Origin of the sequence: Brevundimonas sp. (genome assembly GCF_036676055.1) — a bacterium.
GTDB lineage: Bacteria > Pseudomonadota > Alphaproteobacteria > Caulobacterales > Caulobacteraceae > Brevundimonas.
The window spans coordinates 80400-95577 of record NZ_JAKFDS010000008.1 but is presented as its reverse complement, the minus strand read 5'-3'; the positions used below and the strand labels follow the sequence as shown (position 1 = coordinate 95577).

Here is a 15178-nt window from a genome sequence, read left to right as displayed (position 1 = left end):
TTTTAAAGAACTTTCAGTTCGTCACGACCGCGCATTCCCAGCCGTCGTAGTCCAGCTGGAAGGCCGCGGCCCAGGATTGCATCATGGAGGAAACAGGCGAGAACGAGGCTTCGTCCACCGCCATCGTGGTTTCAAGGATCGTGCAGTCGTCGTGGCCCCGGGTCAGGAAGCCCGCGCGGCGCGCCACTTCGTTCAGGTCGTCGTGGGCCCCGTCCCCGTAGAAGTAGAACAGGGTGTGCCGCGGCGTCACGCCGCTGTCGCCATGCGCCGCCAGCGACGCCCGGACCATGGCGTCGCGCTCTTCGTGAGGGACGTCGTCATCGGTCAAGGCGGGCTGCTCTCCTCGCGCGCGCGGGCCCCACGCGGGCGAGTGCCTGCGCTGGGCGGTTCGGGTTGTCGGCTAAGCGGCCCGTCTAAAGACGGGGGGGCGGCGGAGCAAGCGCTTATCCGTCCGACCGCCGATCGATCCAGTCCGGCAGGGCGGTGATGGTGTCGAGCGCGCCGTAGCGCGGGTGGGCTTCAGGCGCATCCGCCAGCTCGTGCGCCCAGGTGATGGCGTAGGGGATGTGGACGGCGAAGGCTCCCGCCTCCAGCGCCGGCAACACGTCTGACTTCATCGAGTTTCCGGCCATCACGGCCTCACCCGGCCCCGTGCCATGCCGCGCAAACACCCGTTCATAGGTGGACCGGTCCTTCTCCGAGACGATCTCCACCGCCGCGAACAGGTCGCCGAGGCCGGACGCCGCCAGCTTGCGCTCCTGGTCCAGCAGATCGCCCTTGGTGATCAGCACCAGCCGGTAGCGCTCCGACAGCCGGGCCAAGGCTTCGTCGACGCCGGGAAGGGTCTCGACGGGGTGCGCCAGCATCTCGCGCCCCGCAGCCAGAATTTCGCGCAGCGCCCCGGGAGGCGGATCGCCGCCGCACATCTCCATCGCCGTCTCGATCATCGACAGGGTGAAACCCTTCACGCCGTATCCATAAAGGCGGAGATTGCGGCGCTCGACCTCGGCCAGCCGCGCCTGGATCGCCTCATTGTCGTGATCTGTCAGCAGGTCCAGAAAGCGCGCCTGCGTGAGCCGGAATACGGTTTCGTTGTGCCAGAGGGTGTCGTCGGCATCGAGGCCGACCGTGGTGATGGTCATCGGCGGTTCCGGGTGGCGGCGGCCTTCTCCTGACCTGCGCCGATGATCCCGTCAACGCGCCGGTCGCAGGCCTGTCCCGCATCGGGAACCGTCATGGTCAACGGGGTTTGACCACGTTTGTGAGGGATGTGTTTTCAACTTGGGGCGCGTCATGCTCGCGGGGGGCTCTTTTCGACCGGCTGGAGCAAGCGGTCATGAGGAACGACCCAGGGTATCCAGGGGCCTTCGCGGGTTTGCTGGAGCAGGACAGGCCAGGCGACAGCCTTGGGAGTGCGATCGCCCGTATCGGCGAGCGCAGGTCCTATGCCGCCGCCTATGAGAGCCTGACCTTCACTGTGCTGACGCGCGCCGGCCGTGAGCTGGTCGTGACCCTGGCGGCCCAACCTGTCTTCGATCTTGTCCGATCGACCCCGGTGGCGCGGCGCATCCGCAGACGCGTCCGGCATCGTGGCGGCGAGAGCGCGCTGATCGGCCTAGGCCGGCGCACGCTCGAGCCGGCCGATCTGATCCGGATCGATACCCAAACCCTCAGAAACGGCCTCGACCTGCTGCGGCTGGGGGCCAATGATTGCGGGGTCCTGCCCGCCTTCTGGCGAACGGTGGCCTCGAGCGGAGGGCGGTTCGACCTGCTGTGTGCGGAGATGCAGCATGAGGCGGCACCGGGAACTCTTCTGATTGAGGTCATGGGGGGGCTGGAGCAGGCGCCGCCGGATGCGATCCATGAGGCGATCCAGCATTTCGAAACCGGATCGCTGGGGATGATCCTGCATATCGCCCCCGATCCCGGTGCGGCGTTGCGGCTTACGCAGGTTCGCGCCCAGTGTCTGGCCATTGATTTCGCCGGGGTGGAGCATGAGAGCGCCCGCGACTGGCAGGCGGCGGTGCAACTCATTGAAGCGGCCCGCCGGGCTTGTTCCCACGTCCTGCTGCTGAATTTGCGGCCGGACCGGGGGCTCGCGGCCCAGGCGGCGGGCGCGACCCATGCCGTTTTTGCGGGCATGGACCCCGTCGTCGTCTGAGAGCGGTTGACGGGACGGCGGGCGGCGGGCCTTAGATCGGGCATGCAGCCCATATCTCCGGCCCCAGTTCCTGACCGTCCCGACGCGCCTTCGCGCGCGCCGGCCGGGGTTCATCCATGACCGACGCCGCCCGTCCCATGCCCCTGCCGGAGCCGGCGCTGACCGACCGGCACAAGCTGGGCTGGGGCCTCGCGGCCCTGGTCGTGGCCGGAAATATGATCGGGTCCGGCCTCTATCTGTTGCCGGTCAGCCTGGCGCCGACCGGCGCTTCGTCCCTGATCGGCTGGCTGGTGGCGGCGGTGGGGGCGGCGACCCTGGCGCTCGTGTTCGGGGCGCTTGGCCGGTTGCGGCCGGACGCGGACGGCCTCGCCGGGTTCGCGGAGAGCGGGTTGGGCCGGTTCGCCGGCTTCACCGTGTCGCTGGCGTTCTGGTCGGCCTGCCTGATCGGGAATGTCGCCGTGGCCGTGGCCGCGACTGGCTACCTGAGTTTCTTCTGGCCGGTGCTGAAGGACCCGGTGGCGGCGACCTTCTGCAATCTGGCCATCATCTGGATCGCGACGGGCGCCTATATCATCGGGGCGAGGACGGCGTCCTGGCTGGCGGCCGTGGCGCTCGTCATCGGTCTGATCCCGATCCTGATCGCCGTGGCGGCGGGGGCGCGCGCCTTTGATCCCGTCCTGTTCGCCGCGTCGTGGAGCCCCTCGGGGGCGCCGCTGTTCGAGACCGTGCCGGCTTCGCTGGCCATCATCTTCTGGGCCTATCTGGGCGTGGAGAGCGCGGCGGCTCTATCCCGTCGGGTGCGAAACCCGGCCAGGGATGTGGGACGGGCTTCGGTCGCCGGGGTGACCTTGGCGACCGCGGTTTATGTCGCGGCGACCGTTTCGGTCTTCGGCGTCATTCCGCTGGCCGAGATAGCAGCGTCTTCAAGCCCCTATGCCGATCTGGCGCAGCGCGTATTCGGCGGGTCGATCGCCGGCCTTGTCGCCGTCTGCGCCATCATCAAGACCATCGGAACCGTCGGCGGATGGGTGATGATGGGGGGCGAAACCGCTCGCGCCGCGGCCCGGCAGGGCTATCTGCCTTCGGGCTTCGGCGCCGGCGACCGCACGCCGGTGGCCAACCCCCTGCTGGGTGCGGCGATCATGAGCGTCGTCACCGTGCTGTCGGGGCAGCCGACCCTGGGCGGACAGTTCGGCCTGCTGGTCGGGGTCACGTCGGTGTTGACCTTGACCATCTACGGCGTCTGCTCGGTGTCGCTATTCCGGCTGGCGCGCCGGTCGAGGGCCCGGATCGTCGCGGTCGCCGGGATGGCCTTCGCCGCCGCCGCCGTGGCCTTCGCTGCGCCGGGCTACATCATCCCGTCGGTCGGGTTCTTCGTCCTGATGACCGTCATCTGGTTCACGGTGATGCGCCGTTCCACCGCGCCGGTTGACCCGACCGCGGGCGACGCCTAACCACCGCGCCGTTTGTTCGCCGGGATTCGGCGCCAAGGAGCCTGACATGACCACGAAGCTTCTTCCCGGCGTCACCGGCGTGCTGGCGCTCGCCGACGGCACCATCCTGCAAGGCGTTGGCTGTGGCGCCACCGGCGCGGCCCTCGGCGAGGTCGTCTTCAACACCGCCATGACCGGGTATCAGGAGATCCTGACCGATCCGTCCTACATGAGCCAGATCCTGGCCTTCACCTTCCCTCACGTCGGCAATACGGGCGTGAACGTCGAGGACGTGGAGCAGATCGGCGGCGGGTCGGACACCTCGGCCCGGGGCGCCATCTTCCGCGACCTGCCGACCGACCCGGCCAACTGGCGCAGCGAGAGCGACTTCGACGGCTGGATGAAGCGGCGCGGCGTAGTCGGGCTGGCGGGCGTGGACACCCGCGCCCTTACCGCCCGCATCCGTGACGCCGGCGCGCCGCATGCGGTGATCGCCCACGATCCGGAAGGGCGGTTCGATCTGGAGGCGCTCGTGGCGCAGGCCAAGGCCTGGACCGGGCTGGTCGGCCTCGATCTGGCCAAGGACGCCTCGACGCTGCAGTCGTTCGACTGGGACGAGGGCCTATGGGAGTGGCCGGAGGGCCATCCGCGCGTCGATGCGTCGAACCGGTCGGTGGTGGTCGTCGACTATGGCGTCAAGCGCAACATCCTGCGGGCCCTGGCCTCGACGGGCGCGAAGATCACGGTGGTGCCGGCGGACACTACCGCCGAGGCCATTCTGGCGCGCAATCCTGACGGGGTGGTGCTGTCGAACGGGCCGGGCGATCCGGCGGCGACCGGGGTCTATGCGGTGCCGGAGATCAAGAAGCTGGTCGACAGCGGCAAGCCGCTGTTCGGCATCTGCCTGGGTCACCAGATGCTGGCGCTGGCTCTGGGAGCCCGGACCATCAAGATGGATCAGGGCCACCACGGCGCCAACCATCCGGTCAAGGATCTGACCACCGGCAAGGTGGAGATTGTGTCGATGAACCACGGCTTCACCGTCGATCGCGACAGCCTGCCGGACGCGGTGGTCGAGACCCACGTCAGCCTGTTCGACGGCACCAACTGCGGCATCGCCCTGAAGGACCGGCCGGTGTTCAGCGTGCAGCATCACCCGGAGGCGTCGCCGGGACCGACTGACAGCCTGTACCTGTTCCAGCGCTTCGCGGATTCGATGAAGGACTGACCCCATCCCACCCCGGGAAAGGGTACGGGATGGCAGGGCTCTGGCCCGAACCGCCGGCCGCTACGGCAAGGGCGCGAAGCTTTTTTCCTCGCGCAGGGCGCTGGCCTTGCGGACCGCCACCGGTGCGGCGTTAAGCCAGTAGTCGGCGTCTTCGGTCCGGTTGCTGCGCCTGCGCTCGAGCCCGCGCCTTCGGCGAAGCGCCGCATTCTCGAGCAGGCGGGCGTGGAGGGCGCGGGGCGGCAGTTCGGCGATGGCGGGGGAGCCGGGGACGGCGACGGCGTCGGGGCCTCGGGGCTCCACCGCCGGGCGGGCGATGGCGATGAACATCAGGAACTGGTCTTTCTCGGGAGCGCCGCGGTTCTGGCGACGCCGGCGGGGATCCGCCCGCTTCCGCGGCGGCTGCATGGTTAATCCACAGGCCTGTGGATCGTTGCGTTATCCGAGAAAATTATGCGCACAATCAGGCTCTTATGGGCGCAATCCGGCCATTGTGGTTAATCAGAGGTAAATGCCCCCGCTGACGCGAGTCGCGCGCTATAAGGCGGACGTGCGCTTCGATGATCGCTTCCTTGAAGAACTGAAGGCCCGCCTTCGCCCGTCCGACATCATCGGGCGGACGGTGAAGCTCAAGCGGCAAGGCCGCGAGTATGTCGGCCTGTCGCCCTTCACCAAGGAGAAGTCGCCGTCCTTCTTCGTCAATGACGACAAGGGCTTCTTCCACGACTTCTCGTCCGGCAAGCACGGCGACGTCATCAGCTTCCTGCAGGAGACCGAGCGGCTGTCGTTCGTCGAGGCGGTGCAGCGGCTGGCGGGGGAGGCGGGCATGGCCCTGCCGGCCGAGGACCCCCAGTCCGCGGAGCGTGAGGCCAAGAAGCAGGGCCTGACCGACTGGATGGACCTGGCGCAGAAGTGGTTCGCGGCCAATCTGCGCCGCTCGCCCGGCAAGGCGGCTCGCGAGTATCTGGAGAAGCGCGGCCTGCCCGAGGATCAATGGGAGCGGTTCGGCCTCGGCTATGCGCCCAATGATCGCGAGGGGCTGAAGAACGCCCTGGTACAGCGCGGCGCCAAGCCGGGCGATCTGGTCGAGGCGGGTATGCTGATCGCCCCGGAGGGCGGGGGGACGCCCTATGACCGGTTCCGCGACCGGCTGATGTTCCCCATCCTCGACGCGCGCGGGCGGATCGTTTCATTCGGCGGCCGGGCCATGAACCCCGACGACCGGGCGAAATATCTGAACGGGCCGGAGAGCCCGCTCTTCCACAAGGGCGCGACCCTGTATGGCCTGCCGGAGGCGCGCCGCATCCTCGGCGCCGAGAGCCGCGACGGGCAGGCCATCGTGGTGGTCGAGGGCTATATGGATGTGATCGCCTGCCAGAGGGCCGGCATCCCGGCCGTGGCGCCGATGGGCACCGCCCTCACCGAGGAGCAGATGGAGCGGCTGTGGCGGGTGTCGTCGGAGCCTGTGCTGTGCTTCGACGGCGACGCGGCGGGGCGGCGGGCGGCCTACCGCGCCATCGACCGGGCCCTGCCGCAGCTCAAGTCGGGACGGTCGTTCCGCTTCGCCCTGCTGGAGGCGGGGCAGGACCCCGACGACATCCTGCGCGACAAGGGCGCGCCGGCGCTGCGTCAGGCCTTGTCGGCCACGCGGCCGTTCGCCGAGGTGCTGTTCCACAAGGAAGCCGAGGCCGAACCGCTGGATACGCCGGAACGTCGGGCGGGCCTGAAGGGGCGGTTGCGGCAGGCGGCCTCGGCCGTGCAGGACAAGGATCTGGCGGAGCAGTACCGGCGCGAGCTGTTCGATCGGTTCGAGGCTCTGTTCCCGGCCCGGCGGGCTCCGCAGTCTGCACCCCCGGGTCAGGCGCAGGCTCGCGGCGGCTACGGCGGCCGGCGCTTCGGCCCGCCGCCGATGCAGGGCCAGACGGCGGAAGGCGCCCAGGCCATGCAGTCGCTGAGCCGCTCGATCGAGCCGGTGGCCGCCGCCCTGGCCCACGGGGCGGTCGACGATCCCGAGCGGATGGACGACCATCTGGAAGCCATCGCCGCCCACGGCTTCGGCGATCCGGCCCTCGACGGGCTCGCGCAGGAGATGGTGCGACTGCGCTTCTCGGGCCAAGACCTTGACTCCGCGGCCCTGCGACGCCATCTGGCGCAATCGGGTCATGGCGTCTTGATGCACGAGGTCGAGAAGGCGGCGGCAAAGTCCGGCGCGCCCTTCCTGGCCGCAGACAAGCCCCTCGGCGAGGCGCGGATCCGATGGTCGCAGGCGTTCGACGCGCTCACCCGCGTGGCGGCGCTGGAGGATGCCCTGACTTCGGCGCGTGGCGTGCCGGGGCAGGACGAGGCGTTTCGCCGGCTCAAGGCCGAGCGTGATGTCCTGCGTCGCGCGATCAAAACCGGCGAGATTTGGGAAGACAGCGCGGGTTCGTAACAAACGACCCCGCCACACGTTGTATTGGTGGACGGCCTGATCAGCCCTCCATCCGGAGATAGAACTGAATGAGTGCGCAGACCGAGACGCAGGAAACCGAAGCCCAGAGCGACGGTCCGCTGCTCGACCTCACCGACGCCGGCGTCAAGAAATTCATCAAGCAGGCCAAGGCTCGCGGCTATGTGACGATGGAGGACCTGAACAAGGTCCTGCCGTCCGAAGAGGTGACGCCGGACGCCATCGAGGACACGCTGGCGATGCTGTCCGAGATGGGCGTCAACGTCGTCGAGGCCGAGGAAGACGCCGAACAGAAGGAAGGCGAAGGCGGGGAGGTCGCCGCTGCCGCCGAGACCGCCGTCGCCGAGACACCCGCTAAAGCTGCATATGACCGGACGGATGACCCGGTCAGGATGTATTTAAGGGAGATGGGGAGCGTCGAGCTGCTCAGCCGCGAGGGCGAGATCGCGATCGCGAAGCGGATCGAGGCCGGGCGCGACGCGATGATCTCGGGGCTGTGCGAGAGCGCCCTGACGTTCGAGGCCATCATGGTGTGGCGCGACGAGCTGGCCAACAACCGCATCCTGCTGCGCGAGGTCATCGACCTGGACGCCACGTATGGCGTGCTGAATCCCTCGTCCCTGCCGCACAATCAGCCGCAACAGCCCGTCCCGGGCTCGCCCGAGGCCAAGGAGGCCGCGGTCTCCCAGGAATCCGAGGGGGACAAGGAAGAGGACGAGGAGGACGAGGACTTCGACGACGGCGGCGGCATGTCGATCTCGGCGCTGGAGGCGGAGCTTCGCGACGGGGTGATGGAGGTGCTGGACGCCATCGCCGCGGACTTCGGCGGCTTCCGCAAGCTGCAGGACAAGCTGGTCGAGGCGCGGCTGAAGGGCGAGACGCTCAACGCCAAGGACCAGAAGGCCTATGACACCCTGACGGCGACCATCTCGGGCCGCCTGAAGACGATGAAGCTGAACAACAACCGCATCGAGGCCCTCGTCGAGCAGCTCTATGCGATCAACAAGCGGCTGATGGGCCTCGAGGGCCGGCTGCTGCGCCTCGCCGACAGCTACGGCATCTCGCGCCCCGAGTTCCTCAAGGCCTATTTCGGCAAGGAGCTGGACCCCAACTGGGCCGACGCGGTCAAGGAAATGGGCGTCCGCTGGACCAAGTTCAGCGACAACGAACAGGCCCAGATCGCCCAGATCCGCGGCGACGTCGCCGCCGTGGCCACCGAGGCCGGCCTGCCGATCGACGACTACCGCCGCATCGTCCAGACGGTGCAGAAGGGCGAGCGCGAGGCCCGTCAGGCCAAGAAGGAAATGGTCGAGGCCAACCTGCGCCTGGTCATCTCCATCGCCAAGAAATACACCAACCGCGGCCTGCAATTCCTTGATCTCATTCAGGAAGGCAACATCGGCCTGATGAAGGCGGTCGACAAGTTCGAGTACCGCCGCGGCTATAAATTCAGCACCTATGCGACCTGGTGGATCCGTCAGGCCATCACCCGCTCGATCGCCGACCAGGCCCGCACCATCCGCATCCCGGTGCACATGATCGAGACGATCAACAAGATCGTCCGCACCAGCCGCCAGATGCTGCACGAGATCGGCCGCGAGCCGACCCCGGAAGAGCTTGCCGAAAAGCTGGCCATGCCGCTGGAGAAGGTCCGCAAGGTCCTGAAGATCGCCAAGGAGCCGATCAGCCTCGAGACCCCGATCGGGGACGAGGAGGACTCGCATCTCGGTGATTTCATTGAAGATAAAAACGCCGTCCTGCCGATCGACGCGGCCATCCAGTCGAACCTGCGCGAGACGACGACCCGCGTGCTGGCGAGCCTGACGCCGCGCGAGGAGCGGGTGCTGCGGATGCGCTTCGGCATCGGCATGAATACGGATCACACCCTGGAGGAGGTCGGCCAGCAGTTCTCGGTCACCCGCGAACGCATCCGCCAGATCGAGGCCAAGGCGCTGAGGAAGCTGAAGCATCCGAGCCGGAGCCGGAAGCTGCGGAGCTTCCTGGACAGCTAGGTCGAGGCAACAGGGCCCGGTGGCGACGCCGGGCCCTTTTCGCGTCCGGAATGACCCGGTTTGTCCCTGCCGGTTTTGTCCCTGTCGCGGGGACAGGGGCGGGACAGACGGGGACGGAAGCGGGACAGGCGTCCAACTTCATCATGCATGCTCGATCCCTGCGTCCGATTTTGACGTAGCGGCGTTCCATGATCCGGCGCATGAGCAAGCCGCCGCGCATTCGCCGGTTTCCCGGCCAGCCGACCTGGACCTTGGCGCAGGAGGCCTATCTCGCCGGCGAGAGCGCCCGCTCGATCGCCGCGCGGCTGGATTTGACCGAGAACGGCATCCGCAAGCGCGCCGCCCGCAAGGGCTGGACCCGGACCCAGCACGCGGAGGCGGTGAAGCGCAGCGAACATCCGGCCGAGGCGCTGAGGGCCCTGCTGGCCCGCATCGGCCGAACCCTCCACGAGGGCCGCACCGGGGAGGCGGCGACCCTGATCGCCGACGCCGAGCGGCTGGCTCGGGCCGTCCGCGCCGCCCCGCCCATGCCCCGGCCCGTCCCCTCGCCCGAGGTGATGAAGGCCTGGCGCGAGGCCGAGACCCGGCGGCTGGAGGCCTACTGGGCCCCTCGCGCCCGGGCCCTGGCCGAGGCCCTGCTGAGCGACACCGGCTACGACATCGCCGACCGCTGGGCCGCCTCGGCCCTGCGCTGGCGCGCCCGGGTGCTGGGGCCCGAACAGGCGGCGCTTGATTTCGCGCGCGGGGTCAGCGGCGGGTGGGCGGATCGCTACTGGAACGAGGCGGGGGAGTTGTGGCCGCCGCGGCCGCCGGGGAGCGCGGACGGGACGATGCAGCGGCAGCACCAGCGGGGGTGTGAATGGCGGCGGGAGCGGGGGGAGGATTGGGAGGAGGAGGTGTGAGGGGGGAGCTTTGCGCCAGAACCGGACATTCACTCGCCGCCGTTAAGCGGACCTTGGAGGCTTTGCCCGCTTAACGTCCGCTCCCGATCCCCAGGGGACATTCGGGGGTTGGGCCGTCACCGGCTAGGGCAGGGCCGCAAAGCGCTCCACCTTTTGCGTCGGGCCCGAGATGATCAGAAGGTCGCCTTCAACAACAAGGGTGTTCGGCTTGGCGTAGGTGAAATCCTCACGGGGGCGCTTCACGCCCACGACCGTGATCCCGTGCTTTGTACGCAAGCCCGACTCCCCAAGCGTTTTTCCGACGGCCTCCCGGGGCGGGCGGGTCTTCACAATGGCGAAGTCGTCGTCGAACTCGATGAAATCAATCATCTTGCCAGTCACCAGATGCGCGACCCGCTCGCCCATGGCGGCCTCCGGGTAAACCACATGGTGGGCTCCCGTCTTCTCCAGTATTTTGCCATGGTTCGTGCTGACCGCCTTGGCCCAGATGTCAGGCACGCCAAGCTCGCTCAGGGCAAGGACCGTCAACACGCTGGCTTCGATGTCGCTGCCGATGCCGACCACGGCATGTTGGAACTCCGCCACGCCGAGCCGCCGCAGGGCGTCGATATTGCTGCCGTCCGCTTGCACGACGTGGGTGAGGCGGTCTGACCACGATTGAACGAGGGAAAGGCTTTCCTCGATGGCCAGCACCTCGTGGCCCAGGAGCGTCAGGCTCTGGGCGACGGCGCCGCCGAAGCGGCCGAGGCCCACCACCACGACGTTGTTCGAGGTCTGATTTCTTGATCTAGCCAACGATGGGGCGCTCCTGCGGATAACGATAGGGGACATGGCGGGCGCGGAGGGCCAGCGCTGCGGCGACGGTGATCGTTCCCACCCTCCCCACGAACATAAGTCCAATGAGGATAATCTGGGCGGTCGGCGGCAGCGCTGCCGTGATGCCCGTGCTCATCCCAACTGTAGCGAAGGCCGAGATGACTTCGAACAGCACCTTGTCCAGCGGCTGCGTTGTCAGCGACAGAATGGCCAGGGTCGAAACGCCGACCAGGCCCACCGCCAGCAGGACGACGGCAAGCGCCTGCCGCTGCACATCCGGGCAAATGCGGCGCCGAAAGGCCGTCACATCCGAACGCCCCCGAATTTCCGCCCAGACGACAAACCCAAGCAGCAAGAACGTCGTGACCTTGATCCCGCCCGCCGTACCGGCGCTGCCCCCGCCGATGAGCATCAGGCCATTTGTCAGGAACAACGTCTCAGGGCGCATCTGGCCGACATCGACCGAGTTGAAGCCCGCCGTGCGACTCATCACCGAGTGGGTGAAGGCGTTGAGGGCCCTACCCCCGGCCGGCATTTCTCCCATCGTGCCAACGTTGTTCCACTCAGCGACGACGACACCCGCGAAGCCGAGCAACAGCAGGCCCGCCGTGCCGAGCAGCGTCAGCTTTGCGTGAATCGACCACTTCCGGGGCGTCCGCCATTCCATGAGCAACTCATTGATCACTGGAAAACCCAACCCGCTGACAATGATCGCCGCACAAAGCGGCAGCAGGATCAGCGGGTCGAGCGCGAACCCCATCAAGCTGTCGCTGAAGGTGGAGAATCCGGCGTTGTTGAAGGCTGAAACCGAGTGAAATATCCCGGTCCAGGCCGCGCTCCCCCACGGTTCTTCGTAGCCGAAGTGAAGCTGCGCGGTCAGGATCGCCGCCACGATCGCCTCGCACAGGATCGTGACCCCGAGGATGGTGAGAAGCACGCCTTTCACGTCGACGAGCTCGAGGCTCTTGGTTTCGGCCTGAACGACAAGGCGGCGGGCCAATCTCATGCGCCGGGAGATCAGTAATCCCAGAAGGGTTGCCCCGGCCATGATCCCGAACCCTCCCACCTGGAAAAGGCCGAGGATCACCACCTGACCGAATGGGGACCAGAAGGTGGCGGTATCGACGGTGATCAGTCCCGTCACACAGGCCGCAGAGGTTGCCGTGAACAACGCGGTGAGCAGCGGCGCGGGGCTGCCGGTCGTCGTAGCCCATGGCAGCGACAGGAGCACTGTCCCAATCAGAACCGTGGCGAGAAACGCAATAGGCACGATACGGGCGGGATGATCGAATATGGATTTTCGCAAAGCGCCACCTTCGCCAACGGGGCCGCCGTTATACGCGATCCCGGAGATCGGGATAGCCGCCGAAGGCGCGCCTGTTTGTTCCTGCCAGAGGCCTCCAACCCCTTTCGGAACGGTCGGCTCCCGGCCCTGTGCTGCGTCGAACGGGTCCGGTTCCTTACCGTCTGCGGAAGATCCGTTTCCCGGCCCTGGTGAAGGTCCGCTTTCCACCCATAGCGGACGAAGGGGCGTCGACCTGCTCCAGGTCAGGACAGCGCCAAAAGGCGACATCCGGACCCCTCCGACAACACGACATTGGGCGAGCTTCGAAGGTTTCCGAATTGGCCCTGGCCTCACTCAGGCAGGGATCTCATCGCCCGCGCCCAGTGATCCCGAGGGAAATCTGCATCCCGGTTCTCTGACCGGTCATGATGAAGGTTGAAAGCGTGCCGCCCGGCCCGTACCGCGCGGCGGGCCGACCCAAAGACCGCCGGGATTATTCAAGCGCCTCCCGGATGCACCCCGCCAGGTTCGACAGGACGGATTGCGAGACGTCCGGTCTCGGATGGTCGAAGTCACGCACGTATATGGTGCGGCGAAAGCCGGTGCTTCCCGGTCCGATGCATTCCATCCGCTGCCAGGACCCCCGCTCCATAGTATCGGCCAGCGCGACCACCACGATCGGGGCGTCGCGCGGCCCCGCCGGCACGGCTGCGCGAACGCACGACCGGCGCTTCTCGGTCGGCTCCGGGTCGTCCCCCATGCAACGCTCAAGATCCTCGACGGAGACCGTGGCCGGGCGCGCACCAAGCCGGCCATCCGCCGCCAGGGCCGATATGATCCGCCCGGACTCCTCTGCGTCGCCATATCCGATGATGACGATCTCGACGTCCGGAGGCGGAGGAGCGGCGGACTGGGGTCCGCCCATGCCAAGGCTCAGGGCGATCAGGGCAGGGATCATGCAGGTCCTCCGGTGCTTGACCCGTTCATTCCGGCTGCGGCCAGGCCACGGCTGAAATCATCGGGATCCGGTTCACGTCACCTGGGAGATAGGCCCCCAGGTAGCGGGGTGCGCCCCCGGCTTCGATCAGCTGAACATACACCGGTGAAGCATCCGGAACCGGCGGGAGTGGCGGCGCCGGCGGGATCGGAGGCGCGCCCGGCGCCGGCGATCTCGCGATCGGCGGGACCTCGCCGGGCCAGAACGGGCCGGCGGCCGCCCGGCAGGGATCGCTCAGCGCGGTATCGATGAGCTGGGCCTGCCGCGCGTTCAACCGCCCCCCTTCCGGCGGCCAACGGTCGACGTCCGCCAGTGGCCCTCCATACCAGCGGGCCACGTGGGCCTCGTACTCGGGCGTGCCCTCCGGCGGTCGTTCCGGCGGCGACGCAGAGCCCGAATGACGGTCCTGCTTCCAGAACCACCAAGATCCGTCCGCCTCGCGCCAGACCACGGTCCAGATCGTGTTCGAATGGCCGCCGCCAGGCGGGGCGACGATGCGAAACAGCGCCGAGACGTCCGCTGGCGGCGACCGCCAGTGCCCGTCCGGTATCACCATCTCGTCGAACATAGCCGCGGTGCGTTGATGCAGCGCGACGGCGGCCGGCTGATTGGAGGCCGCCTCCAACCGGGCGATCTGCTCGGGCGTCGCCGCGGGGCACTCCAGCGACATGCCGGACCATACGCTCGCGAACGTCAGCGCGGCCAGCGTATCGATCATGCTCAACCTCCCGACTTCTTCGACATCATCGACCGGCGTCCGGCGACTCGTCAACGTCGGCCCGGCCTTCGTCAGGTCCGGTCAGGCGGTTGCGGCGGCCAGGGCGGCGGATCGATCCTGACGATTTCCTTCGTCCGGGCGCGGACCCTTGACGCCACGTTTGCGACCTTCACTGTGGACCGCAGGTTGCAACTCCAGAGACGAGCCATGCTGCTGGAACTCATCGCGACGATGGTGCTGGCGACCACGCCACAAGAGCTCAACGGCTGGCCGGCGACGGTCACGCTCGAATGTGAAGAACAGGCAGCGACCCGAACCGTCCACCGCGACGGCCGCTGGGCCTTCGAGACCGCCTCGCCCGGCCCCGGCCGGTTCCAGATCGTCATCGATGTCGCCAACGCCCGGATCGACGATCCCCACCGCCCGGGCGGCCATGTTCCCGTATGGGTCGGATACGGCGTGCTCCGGATCGATTTCCCGCCGAACCTCCTGTCGGAGTTCCAGGCGCCGGGCCACACCTACTATCTGGCCTCGCCTGAGGCCGGGACCGGCCAGTATCTGAGGACCTTCGCGGACGCGGACGGGGCCATGACCGTGGCGGGCGAATGTCGCCGTCTCTCGTGACGTCCAGGCGCACGACTCATTCGAAGAAAGGTGACGCATGACCCGATCCCTCTGCGCTACGACGGTCGGCCTCCTCCTCGCCTGGACCGCGACGGGACCGGTCGCCGCCCAGGCGGCGGCCGAGGCCCCGCTCTCCGAGCGAATGGCCTCGGGCGCGCCCTTCGTGGTGGTCACCCGGCAAGGCTCGGTTCCCTTGCGACCGGGTAGCTGGCGCTACCCCGAGGGCGCGGACCGGTGGACGGTCTTCGAGGGCCGCTTCAATGCTGACAGCGGGATTTGGGACACCGACGTCGTGGGCTTCCAGGTGCGCGGCATCGAGTATCATTCCTGCCCGCCAGATCTCGATCACGCTCGTTTCCACTGCGGCGGCGTGCACACGTTCGGCCATCGGCTGGCGCGCAGGATCACGCCCCGCGACCATGTTCTTGTCGTGCTCGAAAACGAACTGACCTTCGACGAGGAAGGAAACGTCTACCGCGACGGAGAACACATCGGCATGGTCGCTACGCCGCCGAGCCCCTACTGAGCGGGCCGTCTTCGACAACGTGGCGTGCCC

15 protein-coding genes are annotated in these 15178 nt (G+C 67.8%); 8 read left to right on the top strand and 7 right to left on the bottom strand.

From position 1 onward, the window contains the following. Nucleotides 1-13: 13 nt before the first annotated feature. Together V6M45_RS01610 and V6M45_RS01605 are read right to left on the bottom strand one after the other, a co-directional pair. Nucleotides 14-328, bottom strand: a complete 315-nt coding sequence (locus V6M45_RS01610; RefSeq protein ID WP_332653548.1) for a ribonuclease E inhibitor RraB — start codon at nt 326-328, stop codon at nt 14-16. Between the two features lie 115 nt (nt 329-443). Further along, nucleotides 444-1142 carry an HAD family hydrolase gene (locus V6M45_RS01605; protein ID WP_332653547.1) on the bottom strand — a complete coding sequence of 233 codons (699 nt, stop codon included), beginning with the start codon at nt 1140-1142 and terminating at the stop codon, nt 444-446. A 194-nt stretch (nt 1143-1336) separates the two neighbouring features. Between V6M45_RS01605 and V6M45_RS01600 the strand changes: the two genes are divergently transcribed. The 3 genes from V6M45_RS01600 (at nt 1337) to carA (ending at nt 4822) form a co-directional block, all read left to right on the top strand. Next, the gene (locus V6M45_RS01600; RefSeq protein ID WP_332653546.1) at nt 1337-2161 is read left to right on the top strand and encodes a hypothetical protein; all 825 of its coding nucleotides are present in this window, start codon (nt 1337-1339) and stop codon (nt 2159-2161) included. A 116-nt stretch (nt 2162-2277) separates the two neighbouring features. Then, nucleotides 2278-3615 carry an amino acid permease gene (locus V6M45_RS01595; protein ID WP_332653545.1) on the top strand — a complete coding sequence of 446 codons (1338 nt, stop codon included), beginning with the start codon at nt 2278-2280 and terminating at the stop codon, nt 3613-3615. A 46-nt stretch (nt 3616-3661) separates the two neighbouring features. Continuing rightward, the gene (gene carA / locus V6M45_RS01590) at nt 3662-4822 is read left to right on the top strand and encodes a glutamine-hydrolyzing carbamoyl-phosphate synthase small subunit (RefSeq protein ID WP_332653544.1); all 1161 of its coding nucleotides are present in this window, start codon (nt 3662-3664) and stop codon (nt 4820-4822) included. A 60-nt stretch (nt 4823-4882) separates the two neighbouring features. Here the strand turns inward: carA and V6M45_RS01585 are convergent, their stop codons facing one another. After that, on the bottom strand, nt 4883-5227 hold the full coding sequence (locus V6M45_RS01585) for a hypothetical protein (RefSeq protein WP_332653543.1): 345 nt from the start codon (nt 5225-5227) through the stop codon (nt 4883-4885). Nucleotides 5228-5369: 142 nt separating this feature from the next. Between V6M45_RS01585 and dnaG the strand changes: the two genes are divergently transcribed. From dnaG to V6M45_RS01570, 3 genes are all read left to right on the top strand, one after another. Further along, nucleotides 5370-7250 carry a DNA primase gene (dnaG, locus tag V6M45_RS01580; protein WP_332653541.1) on the top strand — a complete coding sequence of 627 codons (1881 nt, stop codon included), beginning with the start codon at nt 5370-5372 and terminating at the stop codon, nt 7248-7250. A 68-nt stretch (nt 7251-7318) separates the two neighbouring features. Continuing rightward, nucleotides 7319-9280 carry an RNA polymerase sigma factor RpoD gene (gene rpoD, locus V6M45_RS01575; RefSeq protein ID WP_332653540.1) on the top strand — a complete coding sequence of 654 codons (1962 nt, stop codon included), beginning with the start codon at nt 7319-7321 and terminating at the stop codon, nt 9278-9280. 200 nt (nt 9281-9480) lie between these two features. Next, the gene (locus V6M45_RS01570; protein ID WP_332653539.1) at nt 9481-10182 is read left to right on the top strand and encodes a hypothetical protein; all 702 of its coding nucleotides are present in this window, start codon (nt 9481-9483) and stop codon (nt 10180-10182) included. A 123-nt stretch (nt 10183-10305) separates the two neighbouring features. Here the strand turns inward: V6M45_RS01570 and V6M45_RS01565 are convergent, their stop codons facing one another. The 4 genes from V6M45_RS01565 to V6M45_RS01550 all read right to left on the bottom strand — a co-directional run bounded on the left by V6M45_RS01565 (nt 10306) and on the right by V6M45_RS01550 (nt 13998). Then, nucleotides 10306-10941 carry a potassium channel family protein gene (locus tag V6M45_RS01565; protein WP_332653537.1) on the bottom strand — a complete coding sequence of 212 codons (636 nt, stop codon included), beginning with the start codon at nt 10939-10941 and terminating at the stop codon, nt 10306-10308. A gap of 28 nt (nt 10942-10969) precedes the next feature. Beyond that, complete coding sequence (locus V6M45_RS01560; RefSeq protein WP_332653536.1) at nt 10970-12229, bottom strand: TrkH family potassium uptake protein; 1260 nt, start codon at nt 12227-12229, stop codon at nt 10970-10972. A gap of 547 nt (nt 12230-12776) precedes the next feature. Further along, a complete protein-coding gene (locus V6M45_RS01555) occupies nt 12777-13241 on the bottom strand; it encodes a hypothetical protein (RefSeq protein ID WP_332653535.1) in 465 nt (154 codons plus the stop codon). 25 nt (nt 13242-13266) lie between these two features. Further along, the gene (locus V6M45_RS01550) at nt 13267-13998 is read right to left on the bottom strand and encodes a hypothetical protein (RefSeq protein WP_332653534.1); all 732 of its coding nucleotides are present in this window, start codon (nt 13996-13998) and stop codon (nt 13267-13269) included. Nucleotides 13999-14205: 207 nt separating this feature from the next. Between V6M45_RS01550 and V6M45_RS01545 the strand changes: the two genes are divergently transcribed. Together V6M45_RS01545 and V6M45_RS01540 are read left to right on the top strand one after the other, a co-directional pair. Then, a complete protein-coding gene (locus V6M45_RS01545; protein WP_332653533.1) occupies nt 14206-14622 on the top strand; it encodes a hypothetical protein in 417 nt (138 codons plus the stop codon). Between the two features lie 37 nt (nt 14623-14659). Further along, complete coding sequence (locus tag V6M45_RS01540) at nt 14660-15148, top strand: hypothetical protein (RefSeq protein WP_332653532.1); 489 nt, start codon at nt 14660-14662, stop codon at nt 15146-15148. Nucleotides 15149-15178: the final 30 nt, after the last annotated feature.

Coding starts and splice junctions, on each gene's coding strand:
- rpoD (WP_332653540.1), top strand. CDS start 7,319: ATGAGTGCGCAGACCGAGACGCAGGAAACCGAAGCCCAGAGCGACGGT.
- V6M45_RS01605 (WP_332653547.1), bottom strand. CDS start 1,142: ATGACCATCACCACGGTCGGCCTCGATGCCGACGACACCCTCTGGCAC.
- V6M45_RS01545 (WP_332653533.1), top strand. CDS start 14,206: ATGCTGCTGGAACTCATCGCGACGATGGTGCTGGCGACCACGCCACAA.
- V6M45_RS01555 (WP_332653535.1), bottom strand. CDS start 13,241: ATGATCCCTGCCCTGATCGCCCTGAGCCTTGGCATGGGCGGACCCCAG.
- V6M45_RS01550 (WP_332653534.1), bottom strand. CDS start 13,998: ATGATCGATACGCTGGCCGCGCTGACGTTCGCGAGCGTATGGTCCGGC.
- V6M45_RS01585 (WP_332653543.1), bottom strand. CDS start 5,227: ATGCAGCCGCCGCGGAAGCGGGCGGATCCCCGCCGGCGTCGCCAGAAC.
- carA (WP_332653544.1), top strand. CDS start 3,662: ATGACCACGAAGCTTCTTCCCGGCGTCACCGGCGTGCTGGCGCTCGCC.
- V6M45_RS01595 (WP_332653545.1), top strand. CDS start 2,278: ATGACCGACGCCGCCCGTCCCATGCCCCTGCCGGAGCCGGCGCTGACC.
- V6M45_RS01600 (WP_332653546.1), top strand. CDS start 1,337: ATGAGGAACGACCCAGGGTATCCAGGGGCCTTCGCGGGTTTGCTGGAG.
- V6M45_RS01570 (WP_332653539.1), top strand. CDS start 9,481: ATGAGCAAGCCGCCGCGCATTCGCCGGTTTCCCGGCCAGCCGACCTGG.
- V6M45_RS01540 (WP_332653532.1), top strand. CDS start 14,660: ATGACCCGATCCCTCTGCGCTACGACGGTCGGCCTCCTCCTCGCCTGG.